At 32.1% G+C, this 19,548-nt stretch carries 18 protein-coding genes; 5 read left to right on the top strand and 13 right to left on the bottom strand.

Features of this window, described 5'->3' with window-relative positions:
* Positions 1-58 precede the first annotated feature (58 nt).
* Together EL260_RS14180 and EL260_RS14175 are read right to left on the bottom strand one after the other, a co-directional pair.
* The gene (locus tag EL260_RS14180; RefSeq protein WP_123855971.1) at positions 59-3,532 is read right to left on the bottom strand and encodes an nSTAND3 domain-containing NTPase; all 3,474 of its coding nucleotides are present in this window, start codon (positions 3,530-3,532) and stop codon (positions 59-61) included.
* Between the two features lie 103 nt (positions 3,533-3,635).
* Positions 3,636-4,052 (bottom strand): helix-turn-helix transcriptional regulator, encoded by a 417-nt coding sequence (locus EL260_RS14175; protein WP_123855970.1) that lies wholly within the window; start codon positions 4,050-4,052, stop codon positions 3,636-3,638.
* Positions 4,053-4,200: 148 nt separating this feature from the next.
* Here EL260_RS14175 and EL260_RS14170 point away from each other — a divergent pair, with 148 nt between their 5' ends.
* A complete protein-coding gene (locus EL260_RS14170) occupies positions 4,201-4,431 on the top strand; it encodes a SymE family type I addiction module toxin (protein WP_164466519.1) in 231 nt (76 codons plus the stop codon).
* A gap of 1,006 nt (positions 4,432-5,437) precedes the next feature.
* On the opposite strand, the gene EL260_RS14165 is transcribed toward EL260_RS14170, so the two are convergent.
* Entirely contained in the window at positions 5,438-5,911 is a 474-nt protein-coding gene (locus EL260_RS14165) for a DUF6265 family protein (protein WP_123855969.1), read from the bottom strand.
* Between the two features lie 66 nt (positions 5,912-5,977).
* On the bottom strand, positions 5,978-6,790 hold the full coding sequence (locus EL260_RS14160) for a helix-turn-helix domain-containing protein (protein WP_123860542.1): 813 nt from the start codon (positions 6,788-6,790) through the stop codon (positions 5,978-5,980).
* Between the two features lie 296 nt (positions 6,791-7,086).
* Between EL260_RS14160 and EL260_RS14155 the strand changes: the two genes are divergently transcribed.
* A complete protein-coding gene (locus EL260_RS14155) occupies positions 7,087-7,869 on the top strand; it encodes a YdcF family protein (RefSeq protein WP_123855968.1) in 783 nt (260 codons plus the stop codon).
* A gap of 1,083 nt (positions 7,870-8,952) precedes the next feature.
* Here the strand turns inward: EL260_RS14155 and EL260_RS14150 are convergent.
* Entirely contained in the window at positions 8,953-9,348 is a 396-nt protein-coding gene (locus EL260_RS14150; RefSeq protein WP_123855967.1) for a VOC family protein, read from the bottom strand.
* Positions 9,349-9,448: 100 nt separating this feature from the next.
* Here EL260_RS14150 and EL260_RS14145 point away from each other — a divergent pair, with 100 nt between their 5' ends.
* From EL260_RS14145 to EL260_RS14135, 3 genes are read left to right on the top strand one after another with little or no spacing between them, the layout of a single operon-like run.
* A complete protein-coding gene (locus EL260_RS14145; protein ID WP_123855966.1) occupies positions 9,449-10,000 on the top strand; it encodes an SMI1/KNR4 family protein in 552 nt (183 codons plus the stop codon).
* A 32-nt stretch (positions 10,001-10,032) separates the two neighbouring features.
* Positions 10,033-10,572 (top strand): hypothetical protein, encoded by a 540-nt coding sequence (locus EL260_RS14140; RefSeq protein ID WP_123855965.1) that lies wholly within the window; start codon positions 10,033-10,035, stop codon positions 10,570-10,572.
* Positions 10,573-10,575: 3 nt separating this feature from the next.
* A complete protein-coding gene (locus EL260_RS14135) occupies positions 10,576-11,169 on the top strand; it encodes a hypothetical protein (RefSeq protein ID WP_123855964.1) in 594 nt (197 codons plus the stop codon).
* A gap of 756 nt (positions 11,170-11,925) precedes the next feature.
* On the opposite strand, the gene EL260_RS14130 is transcribed toward EL260_RS14135, so the two are convergent.
* The 8 genes from EL260_RS14130 to EL260_RS14095 all read right to left on the bottom strand — a co-directional run bounded on the left by EL260_RS14130 (position 11,926) and on the right by EL260_RS14095 (position 19,501).
* The gene (locus EL260_RS14130) at positions 11,926-12,222 is read right to left on the bottom strand and encodes a hypothetical protein (protein WP_123855963.1); all 297 of its coding nucleotides are present in this window, start codon (positions 12,220-12,222) and stop codon (positions 11,926-11,928) included.
* Positions 12,223-12,270: 48 nt separating this feature from the next.
* Positions 12,271-12,675 (bottom strand): exonuclease domain-containing protein, encoded by a 405-nt coding sequence (locus tag EL260_RS14125; RefSeq protein WP_123855962.1) that lies wholly within the window; start codon positions 12,673-12,675, stop codon positions 12,271-12,273.
* A gap of 155 nt (positions 12,676-12,830) precedes the next feature.
* Positions 12,831-13,232, bottom strand: a complete 402-nt coding sequence (locus EL260_RS14120; RefSeq protein ID WP_123855961.1) for a hypothetical protein — start codon at positions 13,230-13,232, stop codon at positions 12,831-12,833.
* Positions 13,233-13,334: 102 nt separating this feature from the next.
* Positions 13,335-14,120 (bottom strand): hypothetical protein, encoded by a 786-nt coding sequence (locus tag EL260_RS14115; protein WP_198418045.1) that lies wholly within the window; start codon positions 14,118-14,120, stop codon positions 13,335-13,337.
* A gap of 186 nt (positions 14,121-14,306) precedes the next feature.
* Positions 14,307-15,806, bottom strand: coding sequence for a BspA family leucine-rich repeat surface protein (locus EL260_RS14110; RefSeq protein WP_123855960.1), 1,500 nt, complete (start codon positions 15,804-15,806; stop codon positions 14,307-14,309).
* A gap of 225 nt (positions 15,807-16,031) precedes the next feature.
* A complete protein-coding gene (locus EL260_RS14105; RefSeq protein WP_123855959.1) occupies positions 16,032-17,525 on the bottom strand; it encodes a BspA family leucine-rich repeat surface protein in 1,494 nt (497 codons plus the stop codon).
* A gap of 421 nt (positions 17,526-17,946) precedes the next feature.
* Positions 17,947-18,762, bottom strand: coding sequence for a ferritin-like domain-containing protein (locus EL260_RS14100; protein ID WP_123855958.1), 816 nt, complete (start codon positions 18,760-18,762; stop codon positions 17,947-17,949).
* Between the two features lie 25 nt (positions 18,763-18,787).
* On the bottom strand, positions 18,788-19,501 hold the full coding sequence (locus tag EL260_RS14095; protein WP_123855957.1) for a ferritin-like domain-containing protein: 714 nt from the start codon (positions 19,499-19,501) through the stop codon (positions 18,788-18,790).
* Positions 19,502-19,548: the final 47 nt, after the last annotated feature.

The following is a 19,548-nucleotide window of genomic DNA, read 5'->3' as shown; positions in this document are numbered from 1 at the left end:
TTAGCTACACAAGTTTTTTTTGAAAATTTTAATATTTTAAGACATAATGAAGTTCTAATTAATCTATAATCATAGAATTCATAGATTGTTTGATATTTTCATAAAGGTTAACAATATAATTTTCCATCCCTACTTCTTGAAGAATTAAATAGAATTCTTCATCCTGAACTAGCTCATCTAGTTTAATATCAAAATAGATAGTACTTTCTTTGGTAAGAAAGTCAAAGCCATTTCTTTTAGATAGTTTATTTATAATATATTTATAAAATTTAGGATGTGTTTTTATGTTAATCCCATACTTTTTAATATTTTCTTCAGAGTAAAAATCTTTAAAAAAATATACATCCAAGCTAATTGTTGTAAAATCAATCCCTAAATATTGAATGATTAATACAATAAACCATTCATCGTCTATTAGTGAACTTTCACTAAATCTTCTTTCTTGTTTATTCCATTCTATTTCAAATTCCATTTTGAAAAAATTTAAGAATGATGAGAAAATTGCTCTTGATGATGTAGTGTCAATATTAGATATGAATCTTTGGAGTTCAGGAATTATGACAATTTTGTTTAAGCGATTAATATTTTTATAACTTAAATAACATAATAACTGCGAATCATGTATTTCATAGGTGTATTCACTTACCATTTCTTTGAATTCTTCTTCAGATTCAATATTATTTAAATGCTCACTAATAAAATAAATTTGAAAATCATAGATGGAGAATTTGTACCATTTTTTATCCGCTATAATAATTGGATATAATACATCAATCTTATTTTTGGGAAAATTATACTTAGTAAAAAGTTTTTCTATTTGAGTTTTTGTAATTGAGAAGTCACTATCAAAACTATTTTCGGCTAATTCAGAGAATATACTTTTAAAAAGAACGGGATTAATATCTCTATTTTTGCAGTAATAAATAAAAAATGAATCTAGGATTGTATATTCATTATAAGATAATAAAGAAATAGATTCCTGTTCTATCCAATGAATAAAAAATGAAAATATTTCTCTGTTATATTTAAATGGATCTATAGATTTATTTCCATGTAAATTTATTACTTTATTGATGTCATCAACTAATTTTTTACTACCCTTAATCTTTTTCAGATGTTGAATAGGATCAAAATTTTCATATGAATCATTTGGTATATATTCATCAATAATTAATTCAAATTTTTTATTTTTATGTTTAGGTTTGAATTTAGGTTTTTCTTTTTTTGGGCTTGCTTTTTTTTTAGTGGGTTTGGAAGTAAAAACTCTTTGACCAGCCATACTTTCAATTTCACTATTAAATTTAGCTGTAAGTCTAATTTTATATTTTTTACAAACTTCTTCTATCATATAGCCTAGATGTGTATCAAGTTCTGATTCCATATCATAATCAAGATAGTAATCAATATCATCTATTATATAATATTTAATGATTTTTTTTATTTTGGTATTATTTTTTTGTATAAAAGTATCAAACTCTAAAGGAAAGATTTCTTTAAATCCATAAAAACTATCAAACTCATATGTAAACGTACAGCTATCGAAATAAGCATTAATTAAATAATTTGCTTCAAAATTTACATAAGGTGCAATTAGCTTTATTATTCTTGGAAATTCAGACATAGCTCGTTTATTGACTATTTTTCTCCTATCTGATTCATCATAAGAGTCTATATCTTTCTTGACTGCTTGAATAATAAAATTTCTTATATCCAAATTTTCATCTTGTGAAATATCAAAAAGTTTATTAAATAAAAATAATTTCCAATATTTTGATTCTTCAGCAGTATTTATAGAAGAAAATTCATCATCATACAATACTCTATCACCCTGAAAGCAAAAATTTAAGATATTAAATTCTGATATTAATTTAAGCTTTAATAGTGTTTGTAATTCTCCGGATAATACTATTTTTTTTCCATATAAACTAGCTAAGGAATAGTCATTTATATCATTATCATGAATGTCAAAAATATGATTAAGTTGATTGAAAAATAAAGCATTTTTTATTAATGGTTCTATCCATAATTTACCATCTGTTCTAAGATATTCTAGCAAAAAGTCTTTTATTCCTGGACTTTGAAAATGAATAAGTATTTGACTAGAAGAATTTTGTTTTTCTGAAATAATATAAAAATCCTCTAAAATCTTCAATTCTTTATTAAATGTTAAAGGTTCTATATTCTCATTTAAACTAATACGGATAGAACTTTGCATAGTATTAAAAGTCTTTTCTAAATCGCATAAATCTATTGGATCACTTGAGATAAGTAATATCAAAAGAATGAGTTTAGATGTCCCATTTAGTTTATTAAAATTAGCATTCCAATATTCAATAGGGCTCTCTAAATATTTTATAAATGAATGATAAAAATTAAAGTTATTTTGATCTTCAGATGCTAAAAATTTTCTAATAAAATATTCAACATGTCTGGGTGAATAATTAGGATGTCTTATAATACTTTCTAAAGAATCACTATATCTTAAATAAGTAAAAAAAGATTTTTCGAAATCATAATAAAGAAGATGATTAAGGAATATACGGACTTTATCTTCATTACTGTAATCATCTAAGTTTACAATAAATCTGTCAGTATTTAAGATGTGCTGAGTTTCATGTTCTGAATGACTTAAAACATCTTTAATAATATATTCTCTCGAAGTGAGAATAAGATAGCGATTTTCACTTTCTTTAAAATCATTTATTATTCTATTAAAATTTCTAAGTAAAGTCCCATCACGATGTATTGGACTAAAATTTTGCCCCCAAAAATCATCTACGACAATAATTTGATTTTCTTGAAAAAGGCCTTCAATTTCAACGAAATCATTATCAGTTAGAAAAAGTACATTCTCTACTTTTTGATTGATAAAATAATTTACAATCATTTTGGCAGTGGTAGTTTTTCCAACACCAGGATTTCCAGTAAGAATAATAACCCTATTTTTCTCAAGAACATCTATACAATGTCTCAAAATTTGAGTATTGTGAAATAATTTATGTTCTTTATGTATCTGTTGGAGAAATGAGTTTGTTTTATTAATATACTTTTTATTAACAACTTTTTCTAACGCTAGTTCAACAAACTGTAAGTTTGGAACAAGCAATTTTGAATAAACTTTTAATAGGTGTTGGTATTTTTTGTCATTAAGATATTTATTCAATTTCTCGCCATCTACAATATCTTCTTCCTCTTTAATGTATCCCTTGAAAAGCTCATAAATTTCAGTTGCTTGTTCTGGGCTTAGTTTAATGTTAGTACATAGAATATATCGGTCGGGATTTTGACGCTTACATTTTTTTACTTCATTTTTCAAACTTGCTAAGAATGAAGAATAATTAGCTGGATTGTATAATTTACATTGACCGATTATTTTTATTTGGGTGTTGGTAGATTTAAAATCAATACCTCCATCTTTTCCCCGTCTGTATGTCGTAAATTTAATTGGGTTATCCCGAATATCAACTATATCTCTACATAGTTTTTCAAATTCGGTAGGGAAAAGTAGATTATGGAAATCGAAATCAGTCATTAAGGATTTTTGCTTAATAATAAGCTGGCCTTAGATAAAATATCTCGGCAAGCCATTGTGAGTAAATTTGATTATTAGTTGTTGTTTGCGAGCTGGTATTTTATTATTTCTTTATCAATTTTTCCAATTTCTCAATCATCTCCTTCTGCTGCTCCAGCATACGCTCATAAAGTTCCACCATTTTATCAATAGGATTAAAGCTTGGTTGATAATTAAAGACTGCCGGATTTGTCATCGTGGCATTATCATTATTGTTGATTGTGTTGGCTATAATATTTATTGCAGAATCTTCATCAAAATTCTCAATCGCTTCCGCCGGCACTTTTAAAATCTTCGCTACCTGCGCCAGAATATCAGATTCCACGGTTTCTTTTTGTTCTAAAAGAGAAACCTTCTTCTGGTTCCAGTCGTCACCCAATTCAAAAGCTAAGGCTTCCTGCTTGATGCCCAGCATTTCACGGAAACGTTTTATATTTCTACCCTGATGTATTTTTTTATTTTGCATATCTGTGTAAGTCATAATAACAAATATAAAGCTTTAAAAGGTAAAAATAAAGCCCCTGTTTAAAATAAATTATCTTCTAAAATATCCATTCTACGGCATAAAATATTCATTTTTAACTGGTATAGCTGTCATGATATTTCTTGCTTTGTTGAAAAACAACGATATGAGAAAAGTAATTATTCGGGGCAAATATAAGATTGTCTCCATTCGGAACCTTACGGTTTCCCATAAATCATTTGAAAGAGCGTATAGAAGGCTGGTATTTTTCCCGGAAATCCGGTTGGCAGGGAAGTGGTTGCTGGAGTGTGGTTTTGAACCAGGAGATCATGTGGTGGTGACGGTTCGGAGAAATCAGATTACTTTAGAAAAGGAGATGAACTATGAAGAGGTGTAAACAAAACATTTTATCTACTAAAAATATTATTGGCCACTAATGCACGAATAGGATATTTCGTTATGGTAAATAAAGATCCCTTTTTTATAAACTTTATAAGATATCATTGTATAGGCTTTAAAATGAACGAAATCTTTTTTATTAGTGCATTCGTGGCAAAAAAATCTGCGTAATCTGTGTGATCTGTGGGAGAGTTTTTTAGACACAAAGTTTTATGGAGGTAGCTGTTATATTTTTAGGGGGCTAAGGATGGGCAAATGAACTTGCCATATGAAGATGGTGAAAAATTTCTCTCTGAACTTGGAGATTATTTAGAGTAGATAAATAAAAGATAGAATCTGTGAAATCTGTGAAATCCGTGGGGAAATCATTTTTTTGTTAGACGCAAAGTTTTATGCTGGTGGATGGATATTTTTAGGGAGCTAAGGATGGACAAGTGAACTTGTCTGATGAAGGATGTGGATAGAGACTCGGCGGCTTTTGAGATTTCTCGCAAATTTCGGTGATTAAGCAGATGATTGGGGATTAGAATCTGCGATATCTGCTTGATTTGTGTGAGTTTTTAACGTAAAGTTTTATGATAGTGGTTGGATATTTTTAGGGGGCTAAGGATGGGCAAGTGAGCTTGCCTGATGAAGATGGTAAAAAATTTCTCTCTGAATTTGGAGATTATTTAGAGTAGATAAATAAAAGATAGAATCTGTGAAATCTGTGAAATCCGTGGGGAAATCATTTTTTTGTTAGACGCAAAGTTTTATGCTGGTGGATGGATATTTTTAGGGAGCTAAGGATGGGCAAGTGAACTTGTCTGATGAAGGATGTGGATAGAGACTCGGCGGCCGGAGGCCGCCGAGTCTCTTATTATATTTTATGCTAAATATAACGAGCTTGCTTACAAATATATTCAGATATTTTTCTTAATCATCTTAACAACTTAATAGATTCTTAATGGTTTAAAAAATAAAATTAATTTATTTATCCCTTTCAAAATCAGTAAAAAATGAATCTATTTCACCTTTCGCATTGGAAATTTCTGGCTGGCCATTCTTCCGTTCATCATTCCGGAAATCTCTGCCATCAGAGAATCTTTTCCTTGTTTTTTATAAGCAATCATTTGTGGGAAATCATGAGCCGGATTTTCAAAGACAAGAGAAGTTGGATCTTTGATTTCTTTGATCGCAAAGTCTACGGGAAGCTCATGGTTTTGATGCTTTACAGAAACAATATAATGCAGCTTTTTATCCTTTTCTAGCAATCGGACAGACTCGAATAAAAGGGTGTCTTTATTTTTCAGATAATAGCTTTTTCCCTGAAATTCAGTAGGGCTTTTTCTTTTCCAGGTTTCATAGAGGCTTCCTTTGGGTGTTTGGGTTTCCCAGGTTCCGAGAAGCCATTCCAGTTTGTTGAGTTCACCTTGTTGCTGAGCCCAGCTCCCAATCATCAGAATACCGATGATGGTCGGGATGAGTTTTGTTTTCATTGCTGTCGTATTTTATTTCAGCAAAGTTCAGGATAGGGATGATCTTAAAATTGTAAAAATGCGACATCATGAATCTTTACCATAAAACAGAGAGGACATCTGCAGGTTATTACCGTAGAATTCTTTTGGGGTAAGTCCTGTAAATTCCTTGAAATCTTTGATAAAATGAGCCTGATCATAATATTCGGCATCATGAGCAAGTGCCGTAAGGTTAACATATTCCTTATTGAGAAGATGCTTGAGCGTTGACTGAAGTCTTATGGTTTTGGAAAGCTGTTTGGGACTCATACCAATTGCTGAAGAGAATCTGCGTTCCAATTGTCTGCGGTTGATATTGGTTTGCAGGGAAAGTTCATGTACGGAGATTTGCCCGTTGACCTGCAAGAGAATATCTACGGTTGATTGTACAATCTTGTCAATGGTTTCTGTGTTCAGTCTTTCACTCAGGAAGGTTTCTACAAGATCTATTTTTTCCTGGATGGTGTTGGATTGGTAAACTTTTTCTCCCAATTCATTTCCGGCAGCTCCAAACAGGTCTTCTAAGGGAATTGCTTTATCATCCATTTCTTTGATGGGAATGGTGGCAAAAGGAAGAAAACCATCATGATGAAAACGGACAGAAAATATTCCGGTAATGCCTGTAGGTTCAATTCTTAAAGGTTCAGTAAGCTGCCCGAAAACACAGTATCTTGGCTGTACAACGGATTTTCCATTAATATACTGTTTGTACAGATCTCCATAATGGAAGATCATTTCCATGCAGCCATCAGGAACAATGGTTTGAGGTTGGGGAATGTCTTCTTTGGGACCGTCCAGCGTCCAGTAGCATTTGATGAGTGAAGCCAGCTCCGGATGGGGTTGGAATATCTGATAATCCATTGTACTTAATAATTCTGTTCTGCTAAAATTATTAAAAAATAAAATCATTTTCAATAAACAATTGAAATGCAGTAGATTTTTCCCACGAATTTCACGGATTTACACAGATGGATATGGATAATTAGACGCAAAGTTTTATAATGTTGTTACGTATTTTTAGGGAACTAAAGGTAGTCAAGTGAACTTATCTGATGAAGATTGTAATCATTGAAATACAATGAGAAAAATACTAGTCATGAAATAATCTTATCTTTGAAAACCCAATGTTTTCTGAGCATTAATCAATAGTATCATCAATGAAATTTTTACTAGACCTTTTATTCCGTATTTTACAGCTTTTTACAGAACCTTATTTTTTAGTATTTCTTGCAGTAGCCATTATTGCTCTGCTGAGAAGGAAGAATAAGAGTAAAAAATGGAGAATAGGAATTCTTATAATAACCATATTGATGATTATCTTTATAGGAAATGGATTTCTGGGGAAACTAACTTCCGGATATCTGCAGAAAAGCTATCTCAATACACCTGATGTAAAAAATACAGTGGGTCAGATTCCTGTTATTGTTGTATTGGGTGGCGGTGTTGTGGATATTGATCATACAGAAAAATTGCATACCATGTCTTATTCAAGAATGGTAACCGCTTATCAACTGTATCATGAGTTTAAGAAAAATAATCAGCCTTGTAAAATATTAATTTCCGGAAAGGGAAGAGGACATACCAGTGAGGCAGAACTTTTCAGTGAAAATTTTAAAAAGATGGGGGTAGAAGATGCTGATATTATTAAAGAAGATCAAAGCATGAATACCTATCAGAATGCAAAATTTTCCAACGAGATACTAAAAAAGATGGGAACTTACAACTTATATCTGGTCACTTCAGGTTTTCACATGAAAAGATCTGTTGCTTTGTTTCAGACCTTTGGGTTAAAACCTATTCCAGAGGCTTCAGATCTTATTGATACTGAAATTACCGGATTTCCAAATAGTTATAATGCTGCATTTACCTTTGTTATGCTGAAAGAAGTAGTGGGAATATGGCAGGTACAGTTGTATAACAGTTTGGGGATGAATAAATAAAACTATAAAAGTTGTTTTAAAGGATTTAGATTAATAAAAATATTTAACGCAAAGTTAGAATGATTCTGATGCTTTATTTTAAGTGAGCAAAGGGAACGACTTCGTCGTTGAAGAAGCTGTATGGCTATGCGCTCGCTTAGAAAGAATCAATGAAATTGATTTTATCTTTGCTTCCTTAAAAATACCCAAGAGTCATCATAAAACTTTGCGTTAGAAATTAAGTCAATCTAATGATTAAAACCTGTTTATCAGGTTATTATTATGATATAATGTGATTTTTTTAACGCAAAGAAAATTGATTGAACCGTTTTATTTTAAGTGAGCAAAGGGAGCGACTTCGTCGTTGAAGAAGCTGTATGGCTATGTGTTCGCTTAGAAAGAATCAATGAAATTGATTTTATCTTTGCTTCCTTAAAAATACCCAAGAGTCATCATAAAACTTTGCGTTAGAAATTAAGTCAATCTAATGATTAAAATTCTGTTTATCAGATTATTATATAATGGGATTTTTTTAACGCAAAGAAAATTGATTGAACCGTTTTATTTTAAGTGAGCAAAGGAGCAACTTCGTCGTTGAAGAAGCTGTATGGCTATGCGTTCGCTTAGAAAGAATCAATGAAATTGATTCTATTTTTGCTTCCTTAAAAATATCCAAGAAGTATGATAAAACTTTACGTTAAAAATTAAACTAATACGATAAACGAAATTCTATTTCTCGATTTATAATACAGAGAACCGGACTCTTAAGTTAGCTTAAGTGTCCGGTTTGCTTTAAAATGTTTAAACAGTTTTAATAAGTTTTGGCTAAAGCCAAATTGATTGTATTTTTTTATCGGATGGGCTAAAGCCCATCTCTATTGAATTTACTTACATGCAGTATTTTAAATTTTCGTCTTGTTTTCTCCAATGAAATCAGCATGTTTTTTCTATAAAATCTTTCAAAAACCACAGAAAAGCCCTGAAATACAAAAAAGTGATAAGAAGCCCAAATAAGCCGTATTTTCAATCCAGTACCTATGCTATCTGACTGAAAATACAGGCGATTTATGGGCAAATTTCATTTTAGGCTAAAATGTTGGAGTTTTACATTTTGAAAACATTGAATTTATGGCCGTCAGGATCAGCAAAGACAAAACCATAATAATTATTTCCAAAAGCTTCGGGTTTTGAGACTAAGGTTCCACCTGCTTTTTCAACTTCTTCAGCCCATTGATCTACCTGCTCATTGGTTTCTGCAGACAGGGTAAAGATAATTTCATTGGAGGTTTGAGAATTACCAAAGGCAACACCTTTCACATTGGTTTCCAGTATGTTTTTCAGAAAGAAATGGATGATAAAGTCGTTTTCTCCGAAAAAGAAGCTTACTAACTCATTAGAAGTATGGGGATTATTGGGTTTACATCCTATGGCTTCATAAAATTTTTGGGTGCGTTCCAGGTTGGCAACCGCCAGATTGGCCCAGATCATTTTAGGTTTCATACTATTCTATTTTTTGGTTAGGATAAAATTACTGCCTTTTATCCGGACAAAGCTTGTCATGTGGCAAGATTTTGTATTTTTAATGGACAGAAAGAAATCAATGGAAAAGATACTTGAGACCTTAGATTTACATATTAAAAAATTAAGACCGGAATTGTATAGTCATTTAAACGCATCATTGACTGAAAAGGATATTCAAAGGATTGAAAAACAATATGATATCCAGATTCCTGAAGATCTGATAGCGCTTTATGGGTGGAAAAACGGGCAGGTGAGTGACTGTTATGATTCTTTTGTGAATAATTCTATGTTGATTCCTTTGGAGGAGGCTCTGGACATTGCTCAGGAACTGACTTCGATGATCGGGACAGATTTTGAGATTGAAAACTGGTGGAATGAAAACTGGCTTCCCATTTTCCATAATGGTGGCGGAGATTATATCTGTTATGATCTAAAAGGGATTTTTACCGGAAATAAAGGTCAAATTCTTGAATTCTGGAACAGAGATAATGATAGAAACGTTATTGCTGACAGTCTTAAAGACTTTTTGAATCAGTTAAATCAATATTACGAAAATCATTCAGGTGAATTTGATGAATTTTTTACTGTTGAGAGTAGAAAAGGCTTTCCTAAGAGGTTTATGGCTGGATAATTTAACATAATGTATTTGAATATAAAGGAATAATGAAGTTAAGAAATGAAATAGAACCGGATTTTGAAACAGCGGAAAAGCGATATCCCGAAGTTTTAAAGCTTATTTTGGAATATACAGAGTATTGTGATGAGCACGGAGATGAAGATTCCGTTGAATATAAAAAGCTGGAAGACAAGCTTCATTCCATGACGGGAAAAGAAATGTCCCGGTTTAATCTTTGGGAATGGTGGGAAGCCGACGGAGCAGAACATCTGTCTTTTGACATCAGTTTGCCTGATCCTCAAATTATAAAGGATATTACCAAAGATGAGCTGTCTGAGATTATAAGAAGAATGAAGACTTTTGAAGTTCCAAACCCGGATGATTCATCTTTCAAAGGGATGTTTAATCATTATATCTGTTTTGGAAGTAGTTATTTTCCTGATTTTTTAAAATTGAATTTCAAAGGATATAATATTAAATTATTCCAGTCACACAAAGATAAAGACGGTAATTACTATGAGTATAGCCAGGAAGAAATAACAGCTACATTATGGAATGGTGGTCTGAATAACCCTATGAAAAAATAAAAAATGAACAATATTATCATCAATAAAATCAAAGCTTTAGGGGGGAATACAGATGCTGTACATCCAGATCAAAACTTTATAGAGAATTGGAAACAGATTAAGTTTCCTCACTATTTGTATGATAAAGACTGGGATGTTTATGGGATTGACCAGTTTTATGAAGCGAATAAAGAATTGTATCAGAATCAACAGGACAAATTCTATGAGAAGCTGATGTCGCATTATTTTTCAGCCCATGACTCGGCGTATGGGCAGTATTTTGTGAAAGATTGGACGTTTACTCCTTTTAAAGAAGGCTCAGAAGATCAGGAAGAATTTGAGGATTTGATTGATGAAAACTATGTACAAGAAGTTGTGGGGATTTCTAAACCTGAATTTTTCTGTATATTCTATTCCTACGGATACCCTGATCATTATTTCATCTGTACGCAAGATCCGGATCAGTCTAATCCAACGGTTTACAGTACGGATCATGAAGTTTATTTTGATGAACTTGACAATAAAGGTAAATTTGAAGAATTCTTGGATTGGTTTATGACGAAAGATGAGTTCCTTGAAGTGGTTAAGGTATATTTGGCAGAGAAGTTTGGGGGATAGAGGTTTTTATAAGTAAAACAGATTACTTTATTTTTCCATTTTCGGTGAGGGTTTCGGAAAATGGAATTTTTGTAAAGTTCACTAAATCAAGTTATAATGAAGCTTTTACAGAGGATTTACAAGGACTGAAAATCACCGAAATAAATAGCATAAATTCAACAAAAATTTTAGAGGTATTGCAGCATTCAGTGGTGAAAGCAAAAAAAGCAGATTAGAACTAAGTGAAGATTATTTCAATGACTATTATAATTTGTTCTTTATCAAGGGAAATATACTGGAAATAACCTTTGATCAGGGGCAGAAATTAAAGATTCCCTTAATAAGAAAATCAGGAATTAAAAAATTATTTAAGGGGAATATCCGGAACTGTAGGCGTTATAGAAAGCTGGGAAAATTATAGGATCAGAAACCGGAGGATTTATAATTTCGCCTGGAGAAGTTGTAGAAAGACAATTATCCAATTCAAAATTATTTCTGAACATATCATCTACAATAGATTTTAATATTGGAGCAACGGAGCATGACAGAAATGCTGTAATGCCTGATATACAGATTGAAGCAGGAAAAGCTTTAGATTATACGGTAGAAAGGCTTATCAAGCAATAAGTGAAGTTGTTATGTACTCTTTCCTGTAATAATATGTTTTTTCCTATAATTTATATTATGTTAAATTGTATTTGTTTTAGGATTTCAAAATCTTCTCTCTTGAACTCCATTTCGTTGATTCTATAAACTTATAATACATATCCCATATTACTATTTTATTCTCGAGATTATTTCATCGAATTTTTCAAGCAACAATAGCTTGTAAAGTTCAGCAACTTCTTTCCAATCTTTAGCTTTATATTTAATTTCTTTTTCTTCAAAAATTACAGAAAGTGAAAGATCTTTATGTACTTCAATCACGTTTTCATCATTAGTGATAACTGAAACCCAAAAGGCTCCATGCTCGTCATCCATTAATTGAATATCTTTTATCGCTTTTACTATATCCTTTTCATCAATATTGTCTTTTTGATAGCCTTCAGCATATTGTATGTAGTTTTCTGTCATTACGTTTTAAATGGTTTGTTATTTTTGTATGAAATAAAGATCAGGCAATTATTCTTCATTAAGAATCTGCTGTAATATTAAAGCTGTTGCCTTAGCATCGTCTAATGCTCTATGAAATTTAAAATCTTCTTTTATATTCATTTTTTCTAAAACTCTTTCTAATGAAATTCCAGATGTAGAAATGTTTTTCTTTGCCAGCCAATAAACACCCAATGCTCTGATATCAAAACCTCCGCCAACAAAATATTGATTATAATCTAATCCAAATTCTGTAAATTCTTTCCTTAAAAGGGGCAAATCATAGTATAATCCCCACCCTGCTAACGTTGATTTATTCTTTTCTCCATACCAATCCAGAAACGTGGGAATGGCTTCATCAAAATACTTTTCATTTTCAACCATTTCGTTGGTAATGTTTGTAATATCCGTTATAATCTTGAAGATTTGCTTCAAAATCGGTTTCGTTATATTCTATAATTGGCTGTATCATTATTGAATTTATCAAGTTGGATGAATTGTATACTTAGAACCTTTATTCTACTCTGAATAAAATTGTATAGGACGCTTACCTATTTTTATCATGTAAAGATTTTTGTTAATTTTTCTTTTCAGATTATTATTTTGTGTATCTCTTTAAGAATCAATTGCCTCTCTGCTTCATTAAAATTATTATTATTTCCAACTAATGCATATTGAACTTCATGTATGTCCTGTTTACACCACCCTATCATCCTGATAATTCCACTTTTGGTAATTATTCCTTTGCTATCTTCAAATTCTGGAGGTGAAGATAAATGAACTAGCTTGGTATAATCTTTTAAAATAAGAGCTAATTTTCGATCATCTTCCTCTTGCTGCAATCCATATTTTATAAAGTGAGTTTGATCTGAACATACCGCTTTAATCTGTATCCCATCAAATGTTGTCTGATCATATTCATCAAATACCCACCACAGATATTCTTTACCATTAACAGTAACTTTACTTTTATTTTTCTTGCTTATTGCCATATTTTTAACAGATTATATCAGAAATTAATAAAAAATTCACTTTGTTTGTGAGAGAATGTTCAACAAATAGGAATCGAGAAAGCTATAATAATTTCATTATGTTTAATTAAGCTCCAGCTCATCAAAATCCTTTATTTCAGATAGTTTTATAAGTTTGTTTGATTTGATCGTTTCCCAGGTATCTTTGTACTTGACTTCATAATTGTCTCCATCATCCTCTTTATTTAAATTATCTTTAGTAAGTTTCCTTCTGGTCAGAAAATTAAAACTCACTTCATACTGAGGAACGGGTCCTCTGCTTGAATAGGAATCATAGCCAATAAGTTCCATATCTCCATTTTGATACCTAAAAGTGTAGCCCCAGGATCCATATCTTCCATGCCCATAATCTATATGTAAGTTTCCTTTTTCAATGCTTACACTTAATTCAGGAGCAAAATAGACGCCACCATCCTCATTTTCAGATGAAAAGCAGGTGTAATTTTCAGAGGCTAATTGGTAATAATCTCCTTTATTCAATAGTACAATAATGCCTCTTCGGTTTCGGTCTAATTGGCCACGGCTTTCATTTTGTATTACTTTACTTTTGTCTGTTCCTTTAATGATCAATACAATATCTTCCAGTCCATCTTTGTTCAGGTCGCCTTTTATTTCGTCCCAGCCACTAGCAGAAATTCCACCTTCATATGTACTGATGATATATCCTTCTGGTACAAAGTCTTTTGGTTTTTTCTTTCCCTCTATATTTTGGGATGGATTATTGGCAACAGTATCATTTTTTAGGATCTTTTGAACTTCTGTGCTTTTATCTTCTCTTGAATTTGGTTTTTCTTTTTTACAAGATGGTAAGGCAAAAGCAAATGCCAGAAGTATAAATACTTTATTCATCTGTTTTATGCTGTTCAGTTAGGTAATTAGTTGACGAATATAAAAATATTTTTACAATCTTATAATACTTCTGTCATGCTAATAGGAGCTCTCTCCTATTGTTATCTTGTATTAATATATCGTACAACAAAAAACTCCAAAGTCATAGACTTTAGAGTTTAATTTCTACAAATAGTATTAATCTATTTATTTCTTAATTATTTTAGTGAAAACTGTATTTCCTTTTAATAGGTAATTTCCTGATGGATATGCTGTTAGATCAATACGGTTGCTTCCTTTATTTAAATTTACATTTTTAATAATTTTACCTGTGATGTCATACAAATTAACATTTTCGTTAGCGGCAGACTCCACAGTGATCATTCCTGTTGTGGGATTTGGGTAGGCTTGATTTTTAGCTTGTTTTACGGTTTCATCAGTTGATAAACTTAAATTGCAACTAGCATTATAAGTATCTCCGGTAATATTAAAACCTTTGTTTACCAATTGAGCTCTTGCCATAATGGCTTGTGTTGTAGAATAGTTTAGTCCTGCAGCATCTATATTTCCGGTTGTAAGTCCTGAGCTTGCCCATGTAGGATTATTATTGATTGCAATCAGGAATTTATTATAATTGTCACATGATAATCCTGAATTTTTTAACCCGAAAAAGGCCGAATTTCCAGAAAAATTTTGAAAATTGATATTCCAGGTAGAAATATCCTGATTAAAATGTGAAGCTCCATTAAACATATTAAAGCCGGCATAATAATCAACTTTGCTTACATCCCAGTTTCCAATCGGCTGGTTAAAAGAGACTGCATCTGCAAACATATGTTCAAGATCTTTTACCTTGCTTGTATTCCAATTATTTAGAGGTTGGTTAAAAGATGTGGCATTAGAGAATACATAACGAAAATTAGTAGCATTTGATGTATTCCATAAATTTAATGGCTGATTGAAGGCTGTTGCATTCGAAAACATTCCGGAGAAATTTGTTCCGGATACTGTATTCCACAAAGATATATTTTGATTAAAAGCAGAAGCTGAAGAAAACATGCTGCTAAAATCTGTTACTTTCGCTGTATTCCAGTTTCCAATATTCTGATTAAACAGTTTAGCTCCGTAAAACATACCGCTCATATTCGTAATGTTACTGGTATTCCAATTAGCAAATGAACTGTTACCAATTAAAGATGGACAAAAAAGGAACATTTCAGATAAATTATTTATTTGAGTCAGATTAGGGGTATCTGTAGCTGTTACATCAAGGTTTGGACAATACAAAAATGCCCGATCGAATTGCTGAAGCCACATGATGTTTCCCCACTGACTCACTTCGAAAAGTTCCGGATTTCCCGTAAGATAGATAGGATTTACATTTCCCTTAAATCCATAAAATAATCCATTACCATTAGATACTTTCACTTTATAGGTTGCCTGAACAGGATTGGTGTGTAAAGAAGTACCAAAAGAAATGACCGAAGGATTGCTGCTATTAGAAGTCACAGAACTAAGAGTTCCATTATGTTGCGGAAATCCTACTTCTTCCCAGCTAATGGTGTAATTTGTTCCTGTACCACCAAAAGAAATCGCATTATCGATGGTTCCGTTGATATTAGGTTTCCATACCGTAATAAACTCGGTTTGCGCATAAGAAATGAAAAATAGAAAAAGAAAAATGGTTACTAGCTGTTTTTTGTACATAATTTAAAATAATAATTTAAATGTTAAAAATTGAGTTGAATAAGATCGTAATCTCCTGTGTTTTCCGTATCTTATCTATATACAAAGATATAGGTTTATAGCGACAGAACTTGTCGTATTAAATATTGATTTTTTCATTATAGAAATCTCCAAAGTCATAGACTTTGGAGATTGATTTCTATCAATAATTATTGATCTGCTTATTTTTGTATTGAAAAAAATAGTTTATTTCTTCACTATTTTAGTGAAAACTGTATTTCCTTTTAATAGGTAATTTCCTGAAGGATATCCTGTTAGATCAATACGGTTATTTCCTTTACTTAAAGTTACATTTTTAATAATTTTACCTGTGATGTCATATAAGTAGACATTTTCGTTAGTGGTAGACTCCACAGTAATCATTCCTGTTGTTGGATTTGGATATGCTGGAGTTTTAACTTGTTTTGTTGTTTCAGCGGTTGATAAATTTGAGTTGCAACTCGCGTTGTAAGAATCTCCATTAATATTAAAGCCTTTGTTTACCAATTGAGCTCTTGCCACAATAGCTTGCGGTGTAGAATAAGTTAATCCTGCTGCTTCTATAACTCCAATTGCGGATCCTAAGTTTGATAATGTAGGATTAGTGCTGAGAGCAATTAGAAATTTATTATAATTAATACATGATAAACCAGAATTATTAAATCCGAAATATACATAGGCTGAAGGTACATTTTGAAAGCTGATATTCCAGGTAGAAATATCCTGATCAAAAAGCGTAGCACCATTAAACATCATAAAACTATCAGCGCCCCAAACTTTACTAACATCCCAGTTTCCAATAGGCTGATTAAAGGCTGATGCATTGGTAAACATTTGACCAAAACTTATTACTTTACTGGTGTTCCAATTATTAAGAGGCTGATTAAAGGATTTAGCATTAGAGAACATAGAACGGAAATTTGTTGCATTGCTCGTATTCCATGAATTTAATGGCTGGTTGAACGCTACTGCATCCTGGAACATTGAAATGAAATTAGTTCCGGACGAGGTATTCCAGGCAGAAATATTTTGATTAAAAGCTGACGCTGAAGAAAACATATCCCGAAAATCTGTTACTTTTGCAGTATTCCAGGTTCCAATAGGCTGATTAAACAATTTTGCTTTGCTAAACATACCATTCATATTCGTAATGGTGCTTGTGTTCCAGTTAGAAAATGAATCATTTCCAATCAAAGAAGGGCAATTAGAGAACATTTGTGATACATTGTTTATTTGGCTTAAATTAGGAGCATCTGTAGCCGTTACATTAAGATTCGGACAATTTGCAAAGCCCTGCGCAAATTGCTGAAGCCAAAGGATGCTTCCCCATTGACTCACTTCAAAAAGTTCCGGATTTCCACTGGCATTCATAGAAGCACTGCCTTTAAACCCATAAAATAATCCATTACCGTTGGATACTTTCACTTTGTAGGTTGCCTGGATTGGATTGGTATGTAAAGAAGTGCCAAAAGAAATAGTCGTAAAACTACTGCTGTTAGAGGTTACAGAAAGAATTCCATTATGCTGTGGGTATCCTACTTCTTCCCAATTAATGGTGTAGTCGGTTCCGGTTCCGCCAAAAGATATGGCATTATCAATGGTTCCTGTGATATTAGGTTTCCATACCGTAATAAATTCATTCTGCGCATAAGAAATGAAAAATAGAAAAAGAAAAATGGTTACTAGTTGTTTTTTAAGCATAATTTAAAATAATAATTTTAGGTTAATAGTTTGATTTAATAAGATGATAACTTCCCGGGGTTCTGTATCTTATCTCTAATACAAAGATATAGACGCACAGCGACAGAACTTGTCGTATTAAATTTTATTACCAATTATTTTTATTTTTTTTTCTCAATTAAGATATGATTATATTTTGTTGAAAATGAATGTTATAGAAGTATTGAAATTTCGTTGCTTGTTTATATTTGATCAAGCATTTTTAACTAAGTTTTGCTCAAAAAAATTATTGCACATTGAGGAGATCTGTTTACAATGTTGCGAGGATGAAAAACTTTTATTCCCTATAACAAAAAAGCACCCGATTGGGTGCTTTTAATTTTAAGTATGAAAAAATATAGAAATCTGTGCTTTTTTCCAGATTCTAATATTTCAGTTGTTGTTATACAATAAATAAAGAAGCAATAGTTTGTGCATCACTACCACTCAAAATTTCATCATAAGCGGCAGAACCTGCTGCTGCTCCAAATAAGGTTGCTGTATTGTATCCTGCCTGATTGGTATTATCTTCTCCGGCATAAACAGGATTGGTTGCTGAAGGCATATTTCCGCCATTAGCAAGTTCTATCCATCCTTTATTAGCTCTCATTCTTCTTACTTGTGAAGCATGTCTTGCTTCTACGGAATGAATCTGTAATGCAGCTTGAAGTACAACTTTATTTGACATTACGTTTCCTGCCTGTCCTTTGTAAGCTCTTACCCCAGTGTCTTCAAAAGCCTGTGAAAGAATAAGGAACTGATTATAATCTGTAAAAGGCGAGAAATTTCCATTCGCCGTAAAATCAAAAGTAGGTTTAGCTCCCGGAGTAACTCCTAAAGAAGTAAGGGTGCTTTTTAGAAAACTAACATGTGCCGATTCATGTTTTGAAATTTGCATGAAAACGGTTCTGTCTGCATTGGGGATCAACCCTGCAGTAGATAGTCCTTTACTGTAATATTCATCTTCAAGATATTCCAGTACCAAAGCTAATTGTAGAGCATCGGTTAAAGTACTTTTTAACGCAGTACCTGTAACCTGTTTAGTTACTGTTTCTGCTTTTGCCGGCGTTGCCATTAAGACGCCTAAACCTAGTGGAACTGCTGCTACAGCTGCTTTTTTACCGAATAATGACATATTCGTAATTGTTTCTAATCTTGAGGCTTCCGTTGTAAAAAATTTATCATGGGAAAGCTTATCTAATAATTTAAGAATATTCATAATATAAGTTTTTGAAGATAAATAATTAATTAATGCCTCTTTCTTTCCATGTGAAGCGGTTTTTGATAAATCCGCCGGCAGCCATTATAATGTCTTTAGGCTCTTTGGCGAGGTCAAGGCCATTGGCATCTATTACATCATCCCCTGAAAAATCTGCAGATCCAGGGTTAATCAGATTTCTAATAGCTGAGGCGTGTCTGGCTTCTACCGAAACTATTTTCCCTGCAATAACTAGATAAGCAGCATTGGTGATGTATTTTCCTGCACCATTATATGCTGCTACACCAGTATCTTCCAATGCTTTTGCTGTTGCTAATACAGAATTTCTGTCATTAAAATTTACACTAGGGTACTGAAAATCCAGTTTTGGAAGAACATTCTGGGTGGCTCCACTGATGGCTGCCTTGAAAAAATCCCTGTGAATGACTTCATGGTGATATAAATCTGTAAAAACTTCTTTTTCAATACTGGAAATACCTGCATAAAAATTATTGACTACTTTAGTATAAAAATCAGCTTCCAGCTGCTCAAGAGCATAAGCATAATTTAATACACCTATATCGCCCGTTCCAAGATCAAAAATCTGGTTATCATCCATCTGTTGAAAATCATCGTCATCATTACAGCCTATCATGGTAAGACCTGCGATGGCCAATCCCACTCCACTCAATTTTAAAAAATTTCTTCTTCCTGTGTCAAGAGTAGCACCTTGATTAGAAACATGAATTGTTTTTTTCATAATATTAATTTTTTAAGTGTTTGATTATATGATAAGAAGAAAAAACA

The sequence above is a fragment of the Chryseobacterium nakagawai genome, from assembly GCF_900637665.1.
In the GTDB taxonomy this organism is placed as follows: Bacteria; Bacteroidota; Bacteroidia; order Flavobacteriales; family Weeksellaceae; genus Chryseobacterium; species Chryseobacterium nakagawai.
Note: the sequence above shows the minus strand (reverse complement) of the source record. Positions and strands in the feature narration are given on the sequence as shown.

Bases quoted from the DNA above. Each gene is read 5' to 3' on its own strand.
- EL260_RS14180 (WP_123855971.1), bottom strand. From the start codon at position 3,532: ATGACTGATTTCGATTTCCATAATCTACTTTTCCCTACCGAATTTGAA.
- EL260_RS14175 (WP_123855970.1), bottom strand. From the start codon at position 4,052: ATGACTTACACAGATATGCAAAATAAAAAAATACATCAGGGTAGAAAT.
- EL260_RS14170 (WP_164466519.1), top strand. From the start codon at position 4,201: ATGAGAAAAGTAATTATTCGGGGCAAATATAAGATTGTCTCCATTCGG.
- EL260_RS14165 (WP_123855969.1), bottom strand. From the start codon at position 5,911: ATGAAAACAAAACTCATCCCGACCATCATCGGTATTCTGATGATTGGG.
- EL260_RS14160 (WP_123860542.1), bottom strand. From the start codon at position 6,790: ATGGATTATCAGATATTCCAACCCCATCCGGAGCTGGCTTCACTCATC.
- EL260_RS14155 (WP_123855968.1), top strand. From the start codon at position 7,087: ATGAAATTTTTACTAGACCTTTTATTCCGTATTTTACAGCTTTTTACA.
- EL260_RS14150 (WP_123855967.1), bottom strand. From the start codon at position 9,348: ATGAAACCTAAAATGATCTGGGCCAATCTGGCGGTTGCCAACCTGGAA.
- EL260_RS14145 (WP_123855966.1), top strand. From the start codon at position 9,449: ATGGAAAAGATACTTGAGACCTTAGATTTACATATTAAAAAATTAAGA.
- EL260_RS14140 (WP_123855965.1), top strand. From the start codon at position 10,033: ATGAAGTTAAGAAATGAAATAGAACCGGATTTTGAAACAGCGGAAAAG.
- EL260_RS14135 (WP_123855964.1), top strand. From the start codon at position 10,576: ATGAACAATATTATCATCAATAAAATCAAAGCTTTAGGGGGGAATACA.
- EL260_RS14130 (WP_123855963.1), bottom strand. From the start codon at position 12,222: ATGACAGAAAACTACATACAATATGCTGAAGGCTATCAAAAAGACAAT.
- EL260_RS14120 (WP_123855961.1), bottom strand. From the start codon at position 13,232: ATGGCAATAAGCAAGAAAAATAAAAGTAAAGTTACTGTTAATGGTAAA.
- EL260_RS14115 (WP_198418045.1), bottom strand. From the start codon at position 14,120: ATGAATAAAGTATTTATACTTCTGGCATTTGCTTTTGCCTTACCATCT.
- EL260_RS14110 (WP_123855960.1), bottom strand. From the start codon at position 15,806: ATGTACAAAAAACAGCTAGTAACCATTTTTCTTTTTCTATTTTTCATT.
- EL260_RS14105 (WP_123855959.1), bottom strand. From the start codon at position 17,525: ATGCTTAAAAAACAACTAGTAACCATTTTTCTTTTTCTATTTTTCATT.
- EL260_RS14100 (WP_123855958.1), bottom strand. From the start codon at position 18,762: ATGAATATTCTTAAATTATTAGATAAGCTTTCCCATGATAAATTTTTT.
- EL260_RS14095 (WP_123855957.1), bottom strand. From the start codon at position 19,501: ATGAAAAAAACAATTCATGTTTCTAATCAAGGTGCTACTCTTGACACA.